Below are 23391 nucleotides of genomic sequence, written 5' to 3'. Positions count from 1 at the left end.
GCTGGTTTTTTTACAGGAAGTGATTTGCATACCAAAATCGTAATTGTTGTTTTTACTGAGTAGATTTAAGTAGTAAAAGGTATAAGATGTAATTATTATAACAGCTTTAATTTCTGTAGTTGCAATGAATAATAAACCACTTTTTCATATCGTTTACCTGCTTCTTTTTATATTTGACGACTTATTTATTTGAAATACCAGTATTAATAATGAAACAATCCTCCTATATTGCTATTAGCTGTTTTGTCATTTTATTAGTTTCCTGTAAGGGGCTCATAGTGAGTACAACAAAGATGCATACTACAGATGCCACTCCTATTGCCTTAGGAGTTCTGGGCATACATTCAGGAACGGTATTCCAGGCTAATTTCAGAGAGACGGCCCTTCCTGTTTACCAGACGCCAATTCGAGTTGGAGTTGAAGTTGAGGACTTTTCTTCCAGAACTTATAAAGCATATCTTCAGCAGGTAAAAAAAGAGCAAGAAGTAATTAATTATGTGGATTCTATTTCGGATAAACCCACTTTTCTTCAACTTCGTTTGCTGGATCATATTACTGCAATATCAGCATTGCAAAAAGAAGCAAATCAGGAAACAATTTCTTATCTCAAAACGCAAAAAAATACAGGGATTGTCAGTACTGTTTCTATGGTGATAACCGCTTCTTTACAAGATGAAATTACAAAAGCTGAAGCGGTATTTTTAACGAATAGTCAATATAAACAATATACATTATCCTTAGCGAAACAAGGAAAAATCTATAAAACCATTGATTTTTCCAAAGCGACTATTTTTGGGTATAGTCTTTCTTATTTCTGCTGGGGACAAAATGATAAAAATCAAATCAGCATTTTTAGCCTTACAGAGGAAAACCGATCTTGCCCGAAAAACACCTATAAAGATGCTGGCAAAGCAGCAGAAAAAATAAATTATTTAAAATTATAAACCTTCTATGAATAAGTATATCCTATTTTTAATATTTCCTTTTCTGTTTCTGTGTGTCAGTTGTGAAGAAATTTTATTTGAAGAAGATATCTCGGGAGAAACCATTTTATTAATTGCTCCCAAAGATAGTTCTGTGGTAGAAAGTACAGCGGTTAACTTTAGCTGGAATGCTGTAGATCAGGCAACTTCTTATCGATTGCAAATCGCAAAACCTAATTTCGAGAATGCAACTCAGATTGTAACAGATACTACTGTGAGTACGACCAATTACCGGACAACATTAGTAAAAAGCGATTATCAATGGCGGGTACAGGGAATGAATTCAGGTTCCAAGACTGCTTTCTCTCAAGCTAGATTTACTTTAAAAGAGAATGAGGATTTTTCAGCCAGAGAAGTACAGCTGATCACTCCGGTAGATAATAAAATTACTAATGTTACTGCCACAGCCATGCAATGGCAATCAGTCAATGGAGCAAGTTTATATCGAATTCAGATATTGGATACTAATGATAAGGTTCTTGCAGAACAAACTACAGAAGAAACAAGCATACAACTCACGTTTCCAGAAGGAGAAAGCTTTTGGCAGGTTCGGGCAGAAAATAGTACACAAAGTACGCTATATAGCAAACGATCTATTGTTACAGATACGAAAAACCCAAAAAAACCTGTCTTGGTAACCCCTGCTAATGAATCGGTTTTATCAGATGCTACTGTGAGTTTTTCATGGACCAGAGAAGCTGTTGCCGGAACCGGGGAAGTAGATACACTCTTTGTCTATAGTGATGAAGCATTGACGCAATTAGTTCGTAAAGAACAAGCGGGTAGTCCCGCAGAAGTACCCCTGGATGCGAGTACTACCTATTTCTGGAGAGTTAAGGCTTTTGATAAGGCGGGGAATCAGGGAGAAGCCAGTAATACGTTTACATTTACAATCAATTAGGCATTAGTATGTTAAAAGGAAAAAAAGGACTGTATATTTTATTTCCTGTAGTAGCTTTTATTTGGGGAGCTATTATCTATCAGGTAGTTGATGCCTTTTCAGAAGACGACCCGGTGATAGCAGATCCGACAACCATTACTATGGCAACGATTAAAACCAAAGAACGCGCTCCCTTTTCTATCCATACGATTTCCAGAGATCCATTTTTAGGCAAAGCGTATAAGATAGCTAGAAGAAAAGAAGTAAAGAAACCTTCAGTTGTATCTCAAAAACCACCCATTATATGGCCATCGATTCGGTATAAAGGACGAGTAAGTAATCAAAATACCGCAGATGCTGTTTTTCTATTAGAAATTAATGGTACAGAATATCTAATCAAAAAAAATCAATCTGAAGCAGCGGTAACAGTACTTAAAGGAACTGCGACTTATATACGATTGCGATACCAAGGGAAAACAAAACAGTTTAATCTTTTATAGTTAATTGAAAAGAAATATAAAAATAAAAGCACAGGCAATGCAGTTTGCGTTACTGGTATCGGTATTGGTAGCGTTGCTGCTAAGTGCCTTTCTTTTATTGACGCATGTACATTCTTTTTTTGCGATTAAATCCAAAGAACTCATAAACGGAGTAACCATTCCTGCTACTGCCATTCGAAATTTTCTTGCCACTTCAGAATCACCATCTTCTGTGACGGATAGCCTTCACTTTTTTATAGAAAATCAAGAAGTGAAAATCAGCAATTCCTTTTACGGAGGCTGGACAAAAATAACAGCTGTTACTGAGCTTCCTCAAAAAAAATATATCCGCACGGCATTATCTGGAAGTAGGCTGATTCCTGAAACTCCCAATCTGTATCTTCCGAAATCCAATACGCCTTTGGTAGTTATTGGAAATACGCGATTAGAGGGGAATTTGTATCTTTCTGAATACGGAATCAAAGCAGGGAATATCGGAGGAAAATATTATCAAGGAAGGCAACTGTATGATGGACGATTGCTAAAAAGTAAGAAAACACTTCCTACACTGGACAGTAGCTGGTTGCACTATATAAGCTCACTCACCACGCAAGTTCCGGAAGATACTTCAGAGATCATTCCATTACGACCAAAAATGCAGCATAGTTTTGAACAGCCGCAAAAGTGGATATATGCACCTGAAACTATTCACCTGGAAGCTGTAGAAATAACAGGGAATATTATCATTAAATCGGATACAAAAATTATAGTTTACTCCAGCGCTATATTGCAAGATGTGTTATTAATAGCTCCGGTTATAGAATTAAGAGAACAAGTCCGTGGAAGGATGCACTTACTGGCAACTAAAAAGCTTCAGATAGGCAAAAAGTGTCACCTGCAATATCCTTCTTCTGTCATTCTTTCAGCTACTAACCATATAAAAGCAACAACCACTCGTGCAGATATACGCAATCAAATTGATATGGTGATTGATTCAAAAGTACAGGTTGAAGGAGTGCTGCTGTATCTCAAAAAAAAGCTGCATGAAAAAGAACGGGTAAAAACACATATGCTGATCAAGCCGGAAACCTTTATAACAGGAGGGATTTATTGTCAGGGAAATGTTGATTTTCAGGGAGTTTTAAAAGGAAGACTCTATGCGCTGCAATTTATAGCAAATCAGCAAGGGTCATTGTACCTCAATCATATTTATGAAGCTCGTATTATGCGGAACCCCATACCGGATTATGCAGGGCTACCGATGGCAGATACTAAAAAAACAGTAGCAAAATGGTTGTATTAAAGAAAATAAAAGCCGCCACTTTGATAGAAACACTAACAGCTTCTGTGTTAATCATTATTGTATTTATGATTGCGAGTCTTAGTTTTAATACAGTGTTCTCTAATCATATACGTGCAGATAAAAGTGCTATTGATAACCGAATCAAAGAACTAGAGTATTTTCTGATACACGATCAGATTAAAATTCCATATATAGAGGATTTTGGACAGTGGGAAATCACAATAGAGAAAAAAAAACATCTTACTGTGATTACTTCTCAAAGAGAAGGTGAAAAATTATATAAAAAAGAAATTATCCGATGAGTCTGTGGATACGAAAACATAAAGTACAGGCGATGACACTTACCGAAATTATGGTGGTATTGGCAATTACTGCTATTATTACCGGGTTGTCGTTTATGATTCTTCGTCTGGTACAAAAAAACATGTATGCTATTCAAACCAATTATGAATACCGTACGGAGATTCAGTCATTAGAAACCGCATTGACAATTGATTTTCACAGCTGTACAGCATCCTATTGGAATGCCTTGGAACAGCAATTGACATTGCGTAGTCCTCTGACTACACAAAATTATAAGTTCTATAAAGATAGTATTCGATCTGATATAAAAACCTATGTTATTCAGACAGATAGTATACAGCTGTATTTTCAGGGAAAGACCGTAGCTGAAGGAGAAATAGATGCAATCCGATTGCATTTTAATCGTACAACGAATTTACACCGCAGCTTTATCTTCAGATATAATGATCCATCGATTCACTTTGCTTATGGGAATTAAAATACAACCACATAACCAACAGGAACGAAAGAACACTTCTTTTGAACTCTCTGAAGTATTGACCAGAGAGATTACTTTATTTGGGAGCTCTTTTAACAATAAGAAAAAAGAAGAATGGTATTCAGAGTTACATGTGCTTCTAAAATCGGGAATTGACCTGAAGAGTGGATTAGAATTATTAACGGAGACCAGAAAAAAAGAAAAGGAGAAACAATTGTTACAATCCCTTGTTGATCCGCTGATAGCAGGGCAATCTTTTTCTACAATATTACAAGAAAACAAACACTTTACGGACTATGAGTATTATGCCATTCGAATAGGGGAACAGACAGGGCAGTTGGCACAAATTACTCAGGAGCTATCTGATTTTTACAAGCGAAAAAATGACCTGAAAAGAGAAATCGTTTCTGCATTGACATATCCGGTGATTGTATTATGCACTGCTCTTCTTGTCATTATGTTTATGCTCCGTTATGTCGTTCCCATGTTTGTAGATATTTTTAAGCAAAACAAAGTAGCACTCCCCGGAATTACCAAAATGATCATACGGTTTTCGGATATGATTGGTAGTTACGGAGGGTATATTATTGGAGGGGGTATTGTATTGATTTTAGGCAGTTCTTATATCGCAAAACAACCCTGGTTTAGAAAAGCCTGGGGTACTTTTCTGCTAAAAATCCCGATTTTGGGAGCCTACTTTCGAAAGATTTACCTGGCACAATGTACGCAAGCCCTTTCTTTATTAACCTCGGCAAGAGTACCGATGGTAGACAGTCTGGAGCTGGTGAAAAATATGATTAATTTCTATCCATTGCAAAACGGTTTGGAAAACACTCGTAATGCAATCATTACAGGAGATAAAATGAGTGCTGCATTTGCTAAAAATCCCATTTTTGATAAAAAAATGATTGCTCTTATCCGGGTAGCAGAAGAAACCAATCAAACGGAATTTATTTTCGCACGATTAAAAGAACAGTTTAATCAACAGGTGAAACATCAGTCTCAGCTTATTGCTAATGTTTTAAATCCGATACTGACCCTGTTAGTAGGCCTTATTGTAGGAGTTATACTGGTAGCGATGTATCTGCCAATGTTTAGGCTTAGTAGTGTGATAGGATAAAAAAATAATAGAAAAAGCAATAGAAACCGAGACATAATTTTGATACATCATAACAGACATAAAAAGCAAATCACTATCAATAAAGTATTGCAACTACAGAAATTAAGAGACTCTTTTGGAAGCGCAACGCTTTCTGAATGGTCAAAAAAACATATTTTTGTGAGTGCTTCTGTCACATTTATAAGTTATATGAAAATGAGATATAAAATACATACTGTAAAGGCATTTAATCTTCAGGAAATGTTACTGGTTCTGGCATTAATAGGGATTCTCCTCTTGATAGCACTGCCAAATTTCCTTCCTTTGATTGCGCAAACAAAGGCACAGGAAGCAAAAATACAGTTGAAAACGATCAGTAATATGCAGACCCAATATCGTTACTTAAACTCTAAGTACAGCTCCGATTTTAATGAAATCAACTATGAGGCTCCGGTAACAGTAAAAAATGGCGGAACGGCTAATTACAGTTATGAAATCATTGAAGCCAGTATGTCTGGCTTTAAGGCACGTGCATCTGCTGTGGTAGATTTTGATGGAGACGGGGTTTTTAATGTATGGGAGATTGATGAAAAAGGGAGCCCGAAACAACTTATAAAAGATTAAAGAATGCTGAAGGCGTTGATTTTGATACATTTGATAGTTATTAGTTATCAGGACATAAAAGCCAGAGAAGTATATTGGTTTCTCTTTCCCGCTTTGGCTGCATTACTGGGATGGTCTCATTATCAACATAGTCTTTTTATACATTTTATCAATGCAGTAGGGATTAATATTGCTATGGTCTCTGTCATTCTTGGGATATTATACCTGTATAATGTCTTGATTATCAAAAAAAAGTTCTTAGAAGAAGTATTCGGATTGGGAGATGTTCTGTTCCTGTATGCCGTAGCTATTGGGTTTCCTACGATATCATTTTTGGTAATACTTGTATTTTCTATATTTTTTTCACTGATTTTATGGATTGCAGTTAAGAGATTCTCTTCTGAAAACACTGCGCCACTTGCTGGTTTTGCCTCTTTGTTTTTGCTGATACTTCTTTCGGTAAACTGGGTGGGCGGGCTTATTAACTTATACCTGATATGACACAAGAATCCGCAACGTATAAACTACCGGTGCACTTAAAACAGCTGATTACTTCCAATCAGGCCTTTCACTATCGGATTATACCAATAAAAAAAGAGGGAACAACACTTGTTTTTGCTTCTGATTCAAAACAACCCAAAAGTCTGCAGAAAGAACTGTCTATCATCTTTAATAGTGCCATACAAATTACAGAAGAAACGACGGAGGCTATTCAGTCATACCTTACCCTGAATTATAGAAAAACAACCACTGCAGCTCAGGAGAAACTTCAGTACGAGGACAATTTTTTGCAGAAACTAATCGCTACAGCAAAAGATTTTGGAAGTAGTGATATTCATATGGAACCCTATGAAAAGTTCTGTAGGGTACGATTTCGTCTGGATGGAAAATTAAAAGAACAATATACGATCTCAAACAAAGAGTATCCACAGCTGATCAATCAAATAAAAATACAATCCGGATTAGATATTTCTCAAAAGCGATTAGCACAGGACGGGCGTATTACTTTTAAAGCGGGAACAGAAGAATTTGATATTAGGGTATCGACCATGCCTACCCTGCACGGAGAAAAGATTGTATTGCGTTTATTAAACCGGAATACACAAGAGGTTTCCCTTACCGATTTAGGGTTCACTGCCCATGAGTTACTTCAGTACCGGGAAGCCAGTAAACAACCCCAGGGAATTATTTTGATCTCTGGTCCCACAGGATCAGGAAAGACAACAACCTTATATGCGACCTTAAAAGAATTAAATAAGGAAACGTCTAATATTCTTACTATAGAAGATCCTATAGAATATACATTAGAAGGGATTAATCAGGTACAGCTAAGGGAAGATATAGAGTTCGATTTTCCGGCAGCACTTCGTGCTTTTTTACGACAAGATCCGGATATTATAATGGTAGGAGAGATCCGGGATGACAAAACGGCTAATATGGCGATCAAAGCAGCATTAACAGGTCATTTGGTGTTATCGACAATTCATACTAATTCCGCCTGGGCGACCATTTCTCGTCTTATCGACATGAATGTTCCTTCCTTTTTAATAGCCAGTACCTTGACCATGAGTATTGCCCAACGACTGGTAAGAAAGCTGTGTCCTCATTGCAAAAAAGAAAAAAATACTGAAACTACGGATTTTCCCCTTACCTATGATATCCCCAAAGACCTTAAGAAATACTATATTGCGCAAGGGTGTAATCAATGTTATCACACTGGATATTTAGGAAGGAAAGCAATTTATGAATTACTACCAATTACCAAGGATCTGGAACAAGCTATAAAAAGTAATCAACTGCAAATTGATGAATATCTGTCAGAACATAATATCAGCACCTTAGAGGACAATGCAATTCGATTGGTAAGAGAAGGGGTTACTTCTGTAGATGAAGTATATGCCTTATTAGCAAAACAGTAATACGAGAATAAGATAGTTTTGATACGATGAAATATAAACAAATAACCCGATATACAAGTAAGATGGACAAGCTGTCCTGCCATTTGATGGCTCAACAAACAACGCTAAACGGATGAAAAAGATTGTATTCCTTCTAGGCTGTGTCCTTCACTTGAGCCTTATCTCTTATGCACAACAGTTGCCACAGGGAACGATGAATCAGACCAATGCCAGAATCGCTGGTATAGAAAATAAACTACAGCTGTTGCACGTAGATGTTCCCGGTCTCACGGAAAAAGTTAATATCAACTTATCCAGTACCTCTTTGGCTAATTTTTTAAAAGCCATTTCTCAGGTACATAAAATCAACATCAGTGTATCTCAGGAGCTCTCCGGAATTTCAATTGTCAATGGATTTTCAGATGTGACAGTGCATGATCTTTTGCTATTTGTGGCAAAAGAATATGAATTAGATATAATGATTACAGGGACTATTTTATCCATAAAAAAATATACCCCTCCGGTTATTGCTCCGACAGAAAAAGAGATACAGGTATCATATGATGCTTTAAGCAATACCTTGTCTACGGATATTTCTAATGATCCCTTACCAAAGGTATTTCGGAAAATCACAGAGGTTTCAGGAAAGAATCTTTTATATGCACCAGAACTTAGTAGTAAAAATCTCAATCTGTTTATTAGTAAAGTGCCTATTGATGTTGCTTTGAGGAAATTAGCAGAAGCCAATCAATTGGAGTTTTCACAAACCAAAGATGGGTTTTATGAGTTTGAAGGAGTGTATAATGCCGAAAACGGATCGGGAACTTCCGGATTTAGCAGATCAAGACATTATCGAAACAATGAGCGGTATCAGATATTAGATACAGTCCGGAAAATGGTAAGAGTACATCTGGAAAACACACCAATTTCTGAAGTAATTCTTCCCTTGGCAGAAGATTTAAAATTAGACATTTATATAGCATCCCCACTAGAGAGTGCAGGGAATGTAACATTAAAGACAGAAGCAATTTCCTTTGATGAATTACTGCTAAAAATCTTTCAGCAGGGAAGTGCAGTTGATACTCCATTGATTTCTAATAATAGTACCAGCGGAAGTTCATATGCTCAAAATAATACGAATTCAGGAGCGAATACAGGGAGGTCAACCACAGCCACCAAAGAATATACGTTTAAGAAAGAAGGGAATATATATTATTTTGGAACCGAAGATCAGCTCGCAATCCGAAAAATAGAAATGGTACAGATGATGCATCGCTCGATTGCCATGTTAGGAGATCCATCTCCCGCTGCCGGATTTAATTCGGGGAGTCTGAGAAGTTCGAATTTTGTATCGGGTGGTACCAATTATATAGGAGGAAATTCCGGAAACTCCGGGTTTCAAAATACACGAAATACCAATTCGTATAACTCCAGAACAAGCAGTGCAGGCACTGCCAGTCAGGTAGGAAATATTCATTCGCTATTTCCACAGAGTGTGACCAGGGGACTAGATATCAAGGTTGATACCGAACTCAATAGTTTTATTGTAAGCGGTCCTGGTGCCCGAATAGAAAATTTCAAAAAATTTGTAACCTATATAGATAAACCGGTTCCTTTGATCCTGATAGAAGTCATGATATTGGAAGTAAGCAGAAGTGCGACCATTGAAACCGGAGTAGAATTTGGAATCGGGAAAGAACCGGTAGCAACCGAAGGGGTTTCTTTTCCGGACGCTAATATTACTTTGGGGGCTAAAACAATTAACCGTATTATAGGTGGTTTTGATGGTTTTGGATCGCTTAATCTGGGGAATGTTGTTCCTAATTTCTATATGGATATCAAGGCGATGGAAACCAATGGAAATCTGAAGATCCTATCGACACCAAAATTAAGTACGCTTAATGGACATAAAGCATACCTGTCTAGTGGACAAACTACCTATTATGCTGTTACGAATCAAAACTTTTTTGGATCACAAATTCCACAGACCTCTCAGGTAGTGAATTACCAACCTATTGATGCAGAACTGGCATTGGAATTTAAACCTTTTGTTTCTGGAGATGGTCAGATTACACTTGATATTCAGGTGATTCAATCTAATTTTAGCGGAGAGCGAATTGCAGAAGACGCTCCACCGGATATCAATAGCAGGCGTTTTTCTTCTATTATGAGGATGCGCACTAATGATGTGGCTATTCTGGGAGGAATCGAACGAAAAATTAAAAATAATTCAGGCTCTGGAGTTCCTTTTTTATCTAAAATCCCCATCATTAAATGGTTTTTTAGCAAGCGAAAACGAGAAGACTCTAAAAGAAAATTAAATGTAATCATTAAACCGACTGTTTTTTATTAATGATAGCGCGTCTTTTGTCATATCGCCCGTTAGGAACGAAAATATACAGTTTGGAGCATTCTGATCAGGAAGGGACTTTATGTATTCAGGGAGTCGTTGTCCATCAGAAAAAAGAGGAAATCGATCTTACGACACAGTTTACAGTAGCTACAATCAAGGAATTAAAAACAGTATCTCCCCCTGTAAAAAAGGCACGACTGACGCTGACTACAGAAGAGGTATTACTAAAACAAAGCCCTCAGACAGGTACGGATACGGAGATTATTGCAGCGACCTATCCCAATCTGGATCTAGACGCTTTTTATTACCAGATTTTACAAACAGGTACCCAGTCTTATATAGCCATCTGCAGGAAGGCGTATGTAGAAGAGCTTATTAGAGCGTACCGGGTGCAGGGAATTTATATAGAGGATGTCTCTTTGGGGGTTACTAATATCGGAGTTTTGGCTCCCTATTGCGGGGATACACAGCTGTATACACAAACAGCAGTAGTTGGTATTCGCAATAAGGAAGTGGAATTTGTAGCAGAAAAAGAAGCATCTGTAGTAGAAACTTATGAGATAGAAAGCCTTAGAGTACCCAGTACACATACCTTGCCACTGGCTACTGCTATCCGAGCTATTACAGCAACAGCTACCATTACGGGAAACCTGGAGGATAGAAATAAAAATCTGACCAGAGTATATCAAGAAGTAGCTACGTTCAAAAAAATTGCTCAATATGGAATTGGAGTGCTGTTAGTGTCTTTGCTAATCAATTTTTTTGTGTTTAACAGTAATTACAAACAATGGCAGAGCCTGCAGGAAACCCTGCAAGTATATACGAATCAACAGGAAAGTATCAAACAGCAACAAACAGTAGTAGCCAATAAAGAAGCAATTGTCAAGAGTATTCTTGCGACTGGCTTTTCTAAAAGTTCATATTTTATGGATCAACTTATCTATAGAATTCCCAGTACAGTATTGCTTAATACATGCATGTATCAGCCACTTAGAAAAACTATACATCCTGGAAAACCAATCCATATTGATCAGGGAGAAATCCGTGTTTCTGGAACAGCAATTGATAAGCAGGACTTTACCAATTGGGTTGCTGCAATTGAAGGCTTGGATTTTGTAAGAAAAACTACCATTATATCCTATGGGGTTCAACAAAAAAATAGCGCAGATTTTGAACTAATTATAAATCTTACAGATGACGCAACGCACTAAAAACAGACTCCTCATTACAGGGTTATTGCTACTGGCATATATCGCGTATCAATATGGTTTTTCCAAAACCGTGGCACTGCGATCTGAGGTGGTCAAACTAACTGAGCAAAAAATACAGTATCAGAATGCCCCGGCACAACTTGCAGCTCTGGCAGCCAAGGAGAAACAACTGGATCAGATTCTGGAAAAAAACAACGTAGCGGGAAACTCTGTACAGAATAATCTTCTGGCGACACTCAATCGCCTGTCAGATAGTACGCAGGTACGTATCACTACTTTTGAGAAGCCTCATATTTTTACAGAAGAAGTATCTAAAAAGACCACAACAACCTATAATTTTACACTAGAAGGAGATTATCGTTCCTTACTGCATATTCTGTATCAATTAGAACAACGTTATAGTTATGGAAACATCGTATCAGCCGGATTTATAAAAAAGAAAAACTACAGAACCAGAAAACAATACCTACAATGTCAGGTACTGCTGCAACGACTTAATTAATACACGTTTATTAGATTTTTGTAGTAAGAGTTATATAAAATTATGAAGGGTATTAATTTGCTTTTGAGAGAGTTAGGTTGTGTTTGTGAACAATTTACTGCAAAGACAGGAAAAACAACTTAAAAAGAACAGGGAAATCCCTTACATCTTTTATTTTTGCCTTCTATAAAAGGTGTAGGTTATCCAGATTTACTTGATAACCATCGTATGAGGAAACAAAAAATAACTAATCATAACAATGAATAAACTTGCCTTACCTATTGCAATACTGGCATTAGTTGCAGCTGTTGCTTCTTTTTTCTTTTCGATGACGACAACAGAGCTGGTCTATGTAGATGTCAATAAATTGTTAGATGGATACAAGCGAACCAGTATTGAGAAAGCTGCTTTTGATAAAAAAGCTGCTACGATGAAAGCCAATGTCGATAGTTTGATAGCCGATTGGCAAAAAGATTTAAAGGGGTACGAAAAGGAACGAAGTAGTATGACCAAAAAAGAAATCACATTAAAGCAGCAATTACTAAGTACTAAACAACAACAACTCAGTAATTATCAGCAAGCCGTTCAGAAGCAATTGCAGGAGGAAGATCAAAAAATGACTCAAACGGTTATCAATGATATTAATGATTTTGTCAAAGAATATGGAAAAAAACATAAGCATACCATCATCTTTGGGGCAACAGGAAGTGGAACTATTATGTATGGAGAAACCACGGCTGATCTGACGGAAACCATATTAACCGCATTAAATGCTGAGTTCGAAGGAAACCTTAATAGATAATTATGAATCGCATTCTGTATACATTTATCCTTTTGGGAGCATGTATGATATTTGGCAGTTGTAAGCAAACTACTTTTGATACCAAAGAAGCTTTATGGACCTATCTGAAGGATCCCGAAAACGGATATACTCATACCAAAATGATTCGAGGGGTACGTTATACGATCACCTATAAACCTACCGATCTACTGGTCGATCAGGAATTAGGAGGACAACAAAAAGAACCACGTGTGATTGACGATTTGAGATCTAAATACAGCCCGTATCTGTACTTCACACTATCAATGGCGAAGAACCAGCAAGAATTACTCAATACAGTAGCAGGAGACAAACAGCGATTTGGCGCGATGGTTAATCAATTAGCCTTTGGAATGGAAGAAAAAATCCATTGTTTTACCCCTTCCAAAGATACAATTGCACTGGCTGACTATAACTATCCAAGAATGTACGGTATGAGTGGAGCCACTACCATGTTATTAGTATATCCCAAAGAAGCAGCCATATTGAATGCGGAGTATATTAATCTAACGATAGAAGATCTGGGATTGAATACCGGAGAAGTCAGGTTTAAAATCCCGACCGACATTATCCGTTCAGCACCGACCCTGCGTTTTTGATCAGAACAACACGACTAAAAATAGAATTATTACCAACAGAAGACTACAGAAAACAACACCCGACCTATGAAGAAAACAATCATACAGACTTTTATGTCATTAGGCGTATCCAGAGAGTCATCTTCAAAAGACATACCATCTCAAAAAACAAAAGGTTCCCATAGAGCCATTGCTTTGTTTTTTGTCTGTGTTTTTTTGCAAACACTTATTCCATACAATCAGCTATGGGCTAATAATAATGGTCCCAATGCTCCGGAAGCCGCTTCTTTTGAACCGGTAGATGCAACCGATATGGTTAATTTATTAACCGGAGACATGTCCTATGTATTACCATTACTCAATGTGCCTTCTCCAGAAGGAGGATACCCCCTGGCATTGGCGTACCATGCAGGGATTGCAATGGACCAGGAGGCCTCCTGGGTAGGACTCGGGTGGAATTTAAATCCAGGAGCGATTAACAGATATGTTTCTGGTGTTCCTGATGATTGGAAAAATAAAAGAAAATATACTGTTTTCTATGATGAAGGAGGAACGTTTAATTCATATACAGGAGGGGTAAATGTCGGATGGGGAGAAGGTGTTTTTTCAGCAGGACTTTATGCCAGTTATTCGGAAAATCAATCTTCTAATGGGGAAAACTCTCGTCAATTTGGAGTAGGAATAACAGGAGGGGTAGGTCCTTTTTCAGGAAGTCTTAGTACTACAGGGGCTAGTTTAGGAATAAGTGTCGCCTCATTACTTAGTAATGGTGATAATGTAAGTTCTGGAGTAGGGTTAAGTGGCTCAATAAATCAGAGTTTTCTTAATGGTAATACGACATTAGATGCTTCTATATCTGCTTCTCTATTTTCTAATACTGATAAAAATTTAAGTACGGGTATTTCATTAAGTTCTCGGAATGGATTAAGCGGAAGTATGATAGGGTATCATTTTAAACTTAGTGGTTTTCAATCGATATCTAAACAAACTTCCATTTTAAATAACTCCTTTACTGCGTATATCCCTATACCAATTTCTGGTGGTTTAGCTAGTTTGAAGGCAACATTTAACAAAACTAAATATTGGGTCTATGAAAATGATTACTATATTTTTAATGGGGCGTTATATGCAGGAAATACTAATAACTCTCTAAATAATACTTTGTTTGATTATAAAGTAGCATTTGATTCCTATGAGTCTTTTTATAGGAGTGATAATAAATTCCTTCGTAATGAAGCATACTATTCTGGAATATCTTATGATAGCTATTCTGTTTCTGGTCAAGGAATATCTGGTAATATTAAACCTTATATCTTTGAAGATGCTATTTTACTAAATCAACTAAAAATAACAGATAATGAAGGAGGGACTGTTAACTCTGTTTCTTATGATTATCCGCTAGGAACGACTGGGGATAGATTCACAAAAAATATTAATGACATTCATTTTTATTTTAATAATGAAAACTCTTCGTTTTTAAAAGTTAGCTCAGATCATTGGGATTTATCAAGAAATACATTGAATAGTATTTTTGATCTTAATACTTCTAACCCTTCTTTCAATTCTTTACTTACTATTAATGGAAAAAACTATAATGGTTATAATTCTAATAGTAAAAGAATGAGAAAAGGATCTTATATAGAAACTTTCACCAATCAAGAAATAATAGATAATCCTTCTAGTATATTAAAACCATATTCATTTAATAGGACAAGAGAAAGAATTCCGAAAGAAGGAATAGGAGCGTATCAAGTAACAACTCCAGATGGAAAAACATATCACTATTCGTTACCGGTATACCAACATGAAAAATTTTCTAGGACATCTGAAATAAATAATGATTTAAATAAACACTTTTTTGAAGAGCAACAACTCGAACCATATGCTACCCACTGGCTATTAACTGCGATAACAGGACCAGATTATATAGATTTGAATAATAATTATTTAGTTGATGAAGGGGACTACGGATATTGGGTTGGTTTTGATTATGGTATGTGGAGCGAAGGGTTTGGTTGGAGAACCCCGAAAAATGGGTATGAAGCTTCAGAAAAAACTAAAGTTTACGAATGGGGTATAAAAGAAATCTACTATTTAGATAAAATAAAAACGAGAACGCATACCGCATTATTTGTTAAATCACCAAGATTAGATAATATGTCTTCCTCTTCTACATTAAATGTAGGGACAAAGGATAATCCTAAAGTATATAATGATATACATATTAACTCATTTTATATAGGAGATGATGGTAAAACATACTTTTCAGGGATTTATGACAAAATTCTGCCTAGAGATGGGACGCATCGTATCGAATCAACACATACTTTTTTTCTTAATTTAAACCCCCAAAGATCTCTTAAATTAGATAAGATAATTTTATTAAAAAATAGTGGTTTAAACAAAACAATAAGTAAAACAAATTCCTCAGAACAATCAGAATTTATAGGAGGGGAAATAAAAATAGATGAATATTATGAGCAATTTAGTATACTTGGGCAAAGGTTAGGTAAATTATCTAATTTAATTACTAATAGAAATTGGAAAGCAAATTTATTTCGAAACATTCTTGATTCCAAAGATATTATTGAGCAAAGCCATAAAATTGATAATGTAATCAAAACTATAGAGTTTAAAACCTCATATGAACTAGCTAAAAATTCTCCTAATTCTGCTAACTCAGGAAGACTTACTTTGAAAAAGTTGTTTTTCTCAGGTAGAAATGGAAATGCTTTAGTTCCTCCATATAGCTTTAGCTATAAGAATATAAACACACCATTTAATAAGAATCTAAAGGACGATTGGGGGTATATAAGTAACTCGCCTCAAAGTTGGAGCTTAAATAAAATTATAACTCCTTTAGGAGCTTCTATAAATATTGAATATGAAGAAGATAAGTTTCAGTATGAAGCAGCAATAACTTCTCCTTCAGAAACAAACAAAAATGGAGGAGGAATACGCGTGAAGAACCTTTATACAGAACTAGAAGGAGAGCGATATATTACCTCTTATAGGTATAACATTCCAGGAACGAATACCTCTTCAGGTGTTACTTCCTATGCCCCTTCTAAGAAAGAAAAAGAAGTTAAGTTTATAGGAGATATCCCATCTCCATCTGTAATGTATGAGTATGTCGAAGTGGCACATAAGTATGCAACCAATAATGTCAAGCATAAAAATGTATACCATTTTAATGTATTGAAAAAAATGACAGAAAAAAGTAATGGTTTTGAATTAGGAAAGAGCCTTTCTTTGAGAAAAACACAGAATATAGATAAAAATATCACTATTAATGGAGAGAATCATTTAATAAATTTTTCAAAATTTGAGCTTATTGATCATACAGCATCTCTTGGTAGTATGATTTCTAAAAAAAGTTATAATGGAAAAGGACAACTTTTATCTAAAATAGAAAATGAGTACTATTCAATAGAAGAAATACAGCAAGGAGCAATTCAGGAGACCAATAAGATATATAAAAAAGGAAAAAAAGGAGTCGTACAAAAAAATTACTTAAGCTCATCAAGCAAAACAAGCCTTCCTAATGTTTTAAAGTCTACATTAAGTTATTCAAAAGGACAGGAATCTGTTTCTTATTTTGATACCTATGATTTTTTGACAGGTCAAAATATAGAAACAAGATCAATACTAGCTAATAATGTTGAGGCAAAATCCGTTGTTGTTCCCGCTTTCCATAAGTATACAGAAATGGGGGCTAAAGCGGATAATTTGACAAATAAGAACATGTTATCTCAACAGGCATTGAGTCTGGCACAGATTAAAGTAGGCAATGAATGGAAAACCATAGGAGCAGGAATTACGACCTGGAGTAATGACTGGCTTTATATGAATACACAGGAAGAGATAACAGAACCGTTAGTAGAAGGAACACAAAAAATATGGAGAAAACATGCCGTGTATACATGGAAAGGGGATATTGATGCTAACGGAGCTTATGTTAATTATCAGGGAATAGACGACAATTTTAAATGGACAGAAGCACAAACCAACCCTAAGTGGGTTAAGACTTCTTCTATTGATAGATACGATCATTATTCGACCCCATTGCAAACATCAGATATCAACAATAACTTTTTTAGTAGAAAAATGGGGGATAAGGAATCTAAAATTATAGCCATTGCAGATGCTAAATATTCTGAAATGTATTATTCAGGAGCAGAGTATCGTTATCCTAATCCATACTACTTTGACGGAGGTGTTGGAGCTGCAGGGGCATCTGGGAACGGTATTGGACAAACCTCAGAAAAGTCTCATACGGGATCTTATTCCGTAAAAGTAAATACTTCGATTGAGTCATTTAAGGTAACCATGCAGCGAGGGAAACACAGAGCAGGAAAATATAAAATTTCAGTTTGGGTAGATAAAGCAAATGTAGCAAATGCCAGAGTTTCGGTTAATGGGCAAGTAAAACCTTTTAATGGAGAGCGTATTGATGCTAAGGATTGGGTTTTGCTAAATCATTACGAAGATTTTACGATTAGTACGCAAAATATAGCCATCAAAGCCGCTCAGGGGATTTTTTATGCCGATGATTTTAGAATTCATCCGGTAGAAAGTAATATGACCAGTTATGTCTATAATGAATGGGATGAACTTACGCATATCATAGGATCCAATAATCTGGCTACCCGATATGAATATGACGATGCCGGTCGATTGATCAAAACTTTTGTAGAGGTGGTGGACGCTCCCGGATTAACAGGAGGCTTCAAAAAAGCAGCAGAAACAAATTATTCCTATAAATCCATGATTACCCTAGATCAGGATGGTGATGGGGTCATCGATCCGGAGATTATCAATCCACCGATTAGTGCATCGATCAGTCTGGATACTTCTCAGAGTGCTAACCCGATTGTGTATAGGGCAAACGTACAAAATGGTTCTGGAGAATACCAATACCGATGGAATAATGGAAGCTGGTCTGCTAGCAATGTATTTTATGGTTACCAATGTGGTGCAATCAACGTTAGCCTCAGCGTAAAAGATGTCAGTACCAACGAAACCGTGACGACAACCAATACATTTCAGGTTCCTGCCTCGCAATGTCAGCTCATCGGGGGGGATGATCCAATAAGCCCTAATGAATAATAAGAATCAGGAAGCAGACCAACAAAACAGTACAAGTATGAAACATTTTATAGTATATATATCATTTTTGCTTTTCTCTTTGGGGATGATGGCTCAGGGAGGAGTTCCAATCGGTCCGATTGATGGGGAGTGTACCGAAGGTGCGGTACGTTATTATTATGATTATGACCGTGATGGAATGGGAGTTGCTTATAGTTTTATTGAGTTATGTCCGGACACGACTCCGAATCCATCTAATTATTATACCGCCTTAGTCTATGGGGATCAGGATGATAATGATCCTGATGTTACCAATGTAGAAAAAAACTGGTATATCGACGGGGATCAGGATACAGAAGGAAAATACAATGCTTCTCCGATACGAAGTGTCTTGCGGCCAACACTCAATAACAAACGCTATGTTTCTAATAATACAGATTGTGATGATACCGATCGGCATATTAAATCTTTTACCTGGTATGTCGATAGAGATGGAGATGGTAGCGGAGATAAAGAACATCCCGGGATCAAACAATGTGAGAAGCCTACGGATGCAGAAGGAAATAATTATGTGCAGAACCGCGATGACTGTGCCGATACGGATGAAACAGCGACGCTGAAGCTCTGGTATAAAGACCTGGATAAAGATGGTTTTGGAGACCCGAATGATACGCGATTACGCTGTACAAGACCTGATAATTTTATAGGACGGGCGGGGGATATCTGCCCTGATGTATATGGAGTATACAATGGATGTCCTGCTGCAGGGAATATAAGAGAACCCTGGAATACCATTACAACCACTACCTATGATGTTCAGGAGCAAGTGAAAGGGAAAAATAAAACATATTTTAATACATTAGGAAAACTTACGCAATCCCAGTCTGTTGACCCCAAGACTAAAAAAACCTGGGCCTCACAGATCTTGTATGATAGACAGGGAAGACCTGCATTGCAAACGATGAGTGCTCCGACCAATGGAGAAATTGACCTGGATTTTATTTATCGGGAGGATTTTATCAAAAAATCTAATGGCGATATATATATAGCCGAAGATTTTGAAACCAGTCCGGAAAACCCGAAAACCGTAGGATCCCAGTCCAATACACTAGGACACTATTACAGTACACAGAATCAGGGAGAGGCTTATCAGGATGTTACTACCCGTCCTTATACCCGAACCATTTATAGTGAACTTACCCCCGGGGCGGTTAAAAAGACATTAGGAGGAAACCGAATTAACGGAAATTGGAAAAACGGATATGTGTTTTCGATGCCTGCCGGACAGGAACTATCGAGCACAGCTGCTTTTGGCGATGCTAAGTATAATAACTATACGATTTTAAAAACAGTAAGCAGGGATGTGCATGGAGAAGAAAATGTTGTATTTACAGATGCAGAAGGCAGGACCCTGGCCGCGGCTCGTAGCGGAGATGTCGAAGCAGCCAATAGAACGGCTACCGTACAGATTCGGGAACAAAACTATGTGGATATACACATTCCTAAGGGGCGAAGCGGGGTTGTAGTAAAAAATGATGTAGGCGTTGTGTTATCAAACAATACGCTTTTTGATGTATACAACCTGATAACCGAAACAACCACCAATACAGCATTCGGCAGTTTACCCAGTGGTTTTTATAGGATTGCATATACAGGTGGGGATACCAGCCGTGCACCTATTCATATTACCTACCCGGAAAATTATTATGATTACAGTTTACAGGAGTATAATAAGGCAGGGCAATTGATTGCTTCTTATCAACCATTACGGGATCATGCTCAGCAAAAGTTGAAAAGTACCTTTACATATAATGCATTAGGACAACTAACTAAAAGTGAGAGTCCGGATGAAGGAGCAGCGGATTTTAAATACCGGAAAGATGGTCAGATTCGCTTTTCGCAGAATAGTAAACAAGCCCATGCTACCCCTCAGGAATTTTCTTATACCAATTATGATCACAGAGGACGTTCTGTAGAAAGTGGTGTATTGGTAAGTACTGCCTTTGCAACAGCCGATCCGGATGCGGCACTTCCTGCCGGAACCCGAAAAGAACAACACTTTACCGTTTATGATCAGCAGACAGTACCCGCAGGTACTACGGCACCTTCCAGAACCCTGGAAGAAGCCCTGACACAACTGGGATTGAACAGTACGCAAAAAGCAACCTATAAGGCTACCTTTTTAGCAGGTAATGTAGCCATGACCTATACCCTGCCGGAAACGACCATCAGCTGGTATAGTTATGATATATATGGACGGGTTAGAAATATGGTGCAATATATTCAGGGATTGGGAACCAAAACTATTGACTATACCTATGATCCCGTAAGCGGACAGGTGACGCAGGTAGATTACCAGAAGTATAAAAGTGCGGAGCGCTTTATGCACCGATATAGCTATGATCCGGATACCGGGCAATTACTTAAGGTAGAAACTACAAAAAATGGAACGAATTATACGGAGCATGCCGCTTATACCTATTATGAAACCGGCGCCTTAAAACGTACCAATATTGCCAGGGGCTTGCAGGGAATTGATTATGTTTACAATCTTTCCGGACAATTAAAAGCAATCAATCACCCTAGTCTCTCTACCGGTAATGATCCGGGAGGAGATGCCAATGACCTTTTTGGGATGATTATTGACTATAACCACCACGATTTTAACCGACCATTGCGAAATATTAAAAGTACCAGCTATGGAGTAGATCAATACAATGGAAACATCAAAGGAATACGATGGAATAGTACAGATACCCCTGTTACCGGAGGAATGAGTACAGAACATACCTATTCATATACCTATGATCGCAATAATTGGTTACAACAAGCAGCATATGGAACATTTAATGCCGATACGGCAAGTCTCCCTGTGATCATCGATGAAAATACCAGTGCCATTCCCTCTCCTGATGACCACCTTCCTTCAGTAAATGACATTCTGAATAGCGGACAGGCCAAGCACTTATCTGCGAATAAGAGCATTACTTTGATTCCCGGCTTTCACGCCAAGCAGGGGAGTCGTTTTAGTGCCCGTATTACTGCTGGGAGTAATCGGGAAACCCGGAGTATCAATGCAGGAACATTAGCCCTGAATGCTCAAGGCGATTATACAGTGGATCAAATCACCTATGATGCCAATGGAAATATCCAGACCCTGCATCGTGCCAAGCAAACCGAAAACGGAAACAATGCGATGGATCAGCTGACCTATACCTATAAGGGGGCAAAACCCAATCAGTTGACACAGGTTACAGATGCTGCCGGGGATGTAGCAGGAGCAGCTGATATCGGCTCTCAGCCGGCTGATAACTATCGGTACAATCGTATCGGGCAACTCACGAGAAATGAAAGTGAAAAAATTGACTATCTTTACAATGCCAGTGGGTTGGTGACAGAGATTCATGAAGAAGGAAGCCCGCGGCTTAAGTTCTTTTACAATGATAAAGGGCAGCGGGTCCGAAAAGAAGCTTATGCTAATGGAACTCTTAGTTATACTGAGCACTATGTACGCGATGCCGCAGGAAATACAATGGTCATATACCGCAATGGGCAGTTAGAAGAATACGCCCTGTTCGGAGCCGGGCGTATCGGGGTCCAAAAAAGAGGCGGGGCTAATTTTTATCAGTTGACAGATCATTTGGGCAATGTCCGGGCGGTGGTTAGTAAAACAACTACAGGAACCCCAATAGCATTGACCAAAACAGATTATTACCCTGGTGGGATGGCGATGCCTAATCGAAATTTACAGGGAGATTACCGCTACGGATATCAAGGGGAGTTTGCTGAAACTGACCCAGAAACTGGAAAACCTGCATTCGAACTTAGATTGTATGATCCTCGTATTAATAGATGGTTAGCTCCTGATCCTTATGGGCAATATCACTCTCCGTATGTTGGAATGGGTAATGATTGGATCAATGGAGTAGATCCTGATGGAGGGTATAAAACAAAATGGGGTCAATTCTGGGGCTGGGTTGGAAATGGTTTTAAAGGTGAACGATTTACAACTGATTTTGGAGGTGATAAAAAATATGGAATTAGTATTGATCAGGGAGATACAGGTACTTTTCTTGCTTTTAATAAGAGCGATCTTAATGCTGTGAACAGTAATTTTGAAGGGTTTGGATATTTTGGTGTTGATCAGAGTATTTTAAATTCTCCTTTTACAGGATCTTTTTCGGAATATAAACCTAACTTTTTTGGAAGAATAGAAGATGATTTAAATAATTCATCAGGTATAAAATCAACAATCGGTTCGGCAATATATAACACTTTAGATGATGCGTATGTATTTGGAACAAGTTTTGATTTATTAAGTCCAAACAATCAGCCTCAGCGATTAAACGGTACTGTAGTTGTTAGAGGGAGTAGTGAAGGAATAGAATCAGGTCTAAATGGGATGATGACTTTAGCAACTTTTGGTAGGATTAAAAAACCAACTTTAAATATGGGGCAATTTAATTCTAAATATAAAGGTATTATTACAAGAACATTTAAGACGGCAAAAATTAAAGGTATAATCTTAAAAAATATGAATAGATTTCATAAATATTGGGGACAAGGAATGAAAGGTCATTTGGGTTATGGAAAGACAATTATTGGCACTGTAGAAGGGATCATTAATAATGATAATTAATAGATGGAAATTGTTGGAATAGTCATAGTACATTATATCTTTTCTTTTTTAGGAGCTAGTTTACGCTTCATAATCATTAATTTTATCCATCTAATATCTAACAAGAAGTTTGTTGGTTTTAAGTTTATTTGGGAAGGAAAAAAAACTCACTATGGCCAGATTGAAAATGAAGCCTTAAATACAATTATTGGATTT

At 37.3% G+C, this 23391-nt stretch carries 17 protein-coding genes; all 17 read left to right on the top strand.

What is annotated here, in order from left to right; all coding sequences use genetic code 11:
* Nucleotides 1-278: 278 nt before the first annotated feature.
* The 17 genes from HN014_RS01045 to HN014_RS00965 all read left to right on the top strand — a co-directional run bounded on the left by HN014_RS01045 (nucleotide 279) and on the right by HN014_RS00965 (nucleotide 23196).
* Nucleotides 279-944 carry a hypothetical protein gene (locus HN014_RS01045; protein ID WP_176027057.1) on the top strand — a complete coding sequence of 222 codons (666 nt, stop codon included), beginning with the start codon at nucleotides 279-281 and terminating at the stop codon, nucleotides 942-944.
* Between the two features lie 7 nt (nucleotides 945-951).
* Complete coding sequence (locus HN014_RS01040; protein WP_176027056.1) at nucleotides 952-1884, top strand: hypothetical protein; 933 nt, start codon at nucleotides 952-954, stop codon at nucleotides 1882-1884.
* An 8-nt stretch (nucleotides 1885-1892) separates the two neighbouring features.
* The gene (locus HN014_RS01035) at nucleotides 1893-2363 is read left to right on the top strand and encodes a hypothetical protein (RefSeq protein ID WP_176027055.1); all 471 of its coding nucleotides are present in this window, start codon (nucleotides 1893-1895) and stop codon (nucleotides 2361-2363) included.
* 4 nt (nucleotides 2364-2367) lie between these two features.
* The gene (locus HN014_RS01030; RefSeq protein WP_176027054.1) at nucleotides 2368-3645 is read left to right on the top strand and encodes a hypothetical protein; all 1278 of its coding nucleotides are present in this window, start codon (nucleotides 2368-2370) and stop codon (nucleotides 3643-3645) included.
* The gene (locus HN014_RS01025; protein WP_176027053.1) at nucleotides 3633-3947 is read left to right on the top strand and encodes a hypothetical protein; all 315 of its coding nucleotides are present in this window, start codon (nucleotides 3633-3635) and stop codon (nucleotides 3945-3947) included. Before HN014_RS01030 ends, HN014_RS01025 begins: the two co-directional genes overlap by 13 nt.
* Nucleotides 3944-4426: a type II secretion system protein J gene (locus tag HN014_RS01020; protein ID WP_176027052.1), complete on the top strand. Its 483-nt coding sequence runs from the start codon at nucleotides 3944-3946 to the stop codon at nucleotides 4424-4426. The genes HN014_RS01025 and HN014_RS01020 overlap by 4 nt, the downstream gene beginning before the upstream one ends.
* Complete coding sequence (locus HN014_RS01015; protein ID WP_176027051.1) at nucleotides 4416-5546, top strand: type II secretion system F family protein; 1131 nt, start codon at nucleotides 4416-4418, stop codon at nucleotides 5544-5546. Before HN014_RS01020 ends, HN014_RS01015 begins: the two co-directional genes overlap by 11 nt.
* Before the next feature lie 39 nt (nucleotides 5547-5585).
* Nucleotides 5586-6149 (top strand): prepilin-type N-terminal cleavage/methylation domain-containing protein, encoded by a 564-nt coding sequence (locus HN014_RS01010; RefSeq protein ID WP_368660065.1) that lies wholly within the window; start codon nucleotides 5586-5588, stop codon nucleotides 6147-6149.
* Nucleotides 6150-6152: 3 nt separating this feature from the next.
* The gene (locus tag HN014_RS01005) at nucleotides 6153-6629 is read left to right on the top strand and encodes a prepilin peptidase (protein ID WP_176027050.1); all 477 of its coding nucleotides are present in this window, start codon (nucleotides 6153-6155) and stop codon (nucleotides 6627-6629) included.
* Nucleotides 6626-8047, top strand: coding sequence for a GspE/PulE family protein (locus HN014_RS01000; protein WP_176027049.1), 1422 nt, complete (start codon nucleotides 6626-6628; stop codon nucleotides 8045-8047). The genes HN014_RS01005 and HN014_RS01000 overlap by 4 nt, the downstream gene beginning before the upstream one ends.
* A 112-nt stretch (nucleotides 8048-8159) precedes the next feature.
* Nucleotides 8160-10379, top strand: a complete 2220-nt coding sequence (locus HN014_RS00995; RefSeq protein WP_176027048.1) for a type II secretion system protein GspD — start codon at nucleotides 8160-8162, stop codon at nucleotides 10377-10379.
* Nucleotides 10379-11590, top strand: a complete 1212-nt coding sequence (locus tag HN014_RS00990; RefSeq protein WP_176027047.1) for a hypothetical protein — start codon at nucleotides 10379-10381, stop codon at nucleotides 11588-11590. Before HN014_RS00995 ends, HN014_RS00990 begins: the two co-directional genes overlap by 1 nt.
* Nucleotides 11574-12092: a hypothetical protein gene (locus tag HN014_RS00985; RefSeq protein ID WP_176027046.1), complete on the top strand. Its 519-nt coding sequence runs from the start codon at nucleotides 11574-11576 to the stop codon at nucleotides 12090-12092. The genes HN014_RS00990 and HN014_RS00985 overlap by 17 nt, the downstream gene beginning before the upstream one ends.
* A 238-nt stretch (nucleotides 12093-12330) precedes the next feature.
* Nucleotides 12331-12873: an OmpH family outer membrane protein gene (locus HN014_RS00980; protein WP_176027045.1), complete on the top strand. Its 543-nt coding sequence runs from the start codon at nucleotides 12331-12333 to the stop codon at nucleotides 12871-12873.
* Between the two features lie 2 nt (nucleotides 12874-12875).
* Nucleotides 12876-13490 (top strand): hypothetical protein, encoded by a 615-nt coding sequence (locus HN014_RS00975; RefSeq protein WP_176027044.1) that lies wholly within the window; start codon nucleotides 12876-12878, stop codon nucleotides 13488-13490.
* A gap of 66 nt (nucleotides 13491-13556) precedes the next feature.
* On the top strand, nucleotides 13557-18578 hold the full coding sequence (locus HN014_RS00970; RefSeq protein ID WP_176027043.1) for an RHS repeat domain-containing protein: 5022 nt from the start codon (nucleotides 13557-13559) through the stop codon (nucleotides 18576-18578).
* A 37-nt stretch (nucleotides 18579-18615) separates the two neighbouring features.
* Nucleotides 18616-23196, top strand: a complete 4581-nt coding sequence (locus HN014_RS00965; RefSeq protein WP_176027042.1) for an RHS repeat domain-containing protein — start codon at nucleotides 18616-18618, stop codon at nucleotides 23194-23196.
* Nucleotides 23197-23391 lie beyond the last annotated feature (195 nt).

The organism is Aquimarina sp. TRL1 (genome assembly GCF_013365535.1).
Lineage (GTDB): Bacteria > Bacteroidota > Bacteroidia > Flavobacteriales > Flavobacteriaceae > Aquimarina > Aquimarina hainanensis.
This window is presented reverse-complemented; position numbering and strand designations above follow the sequence as displayed.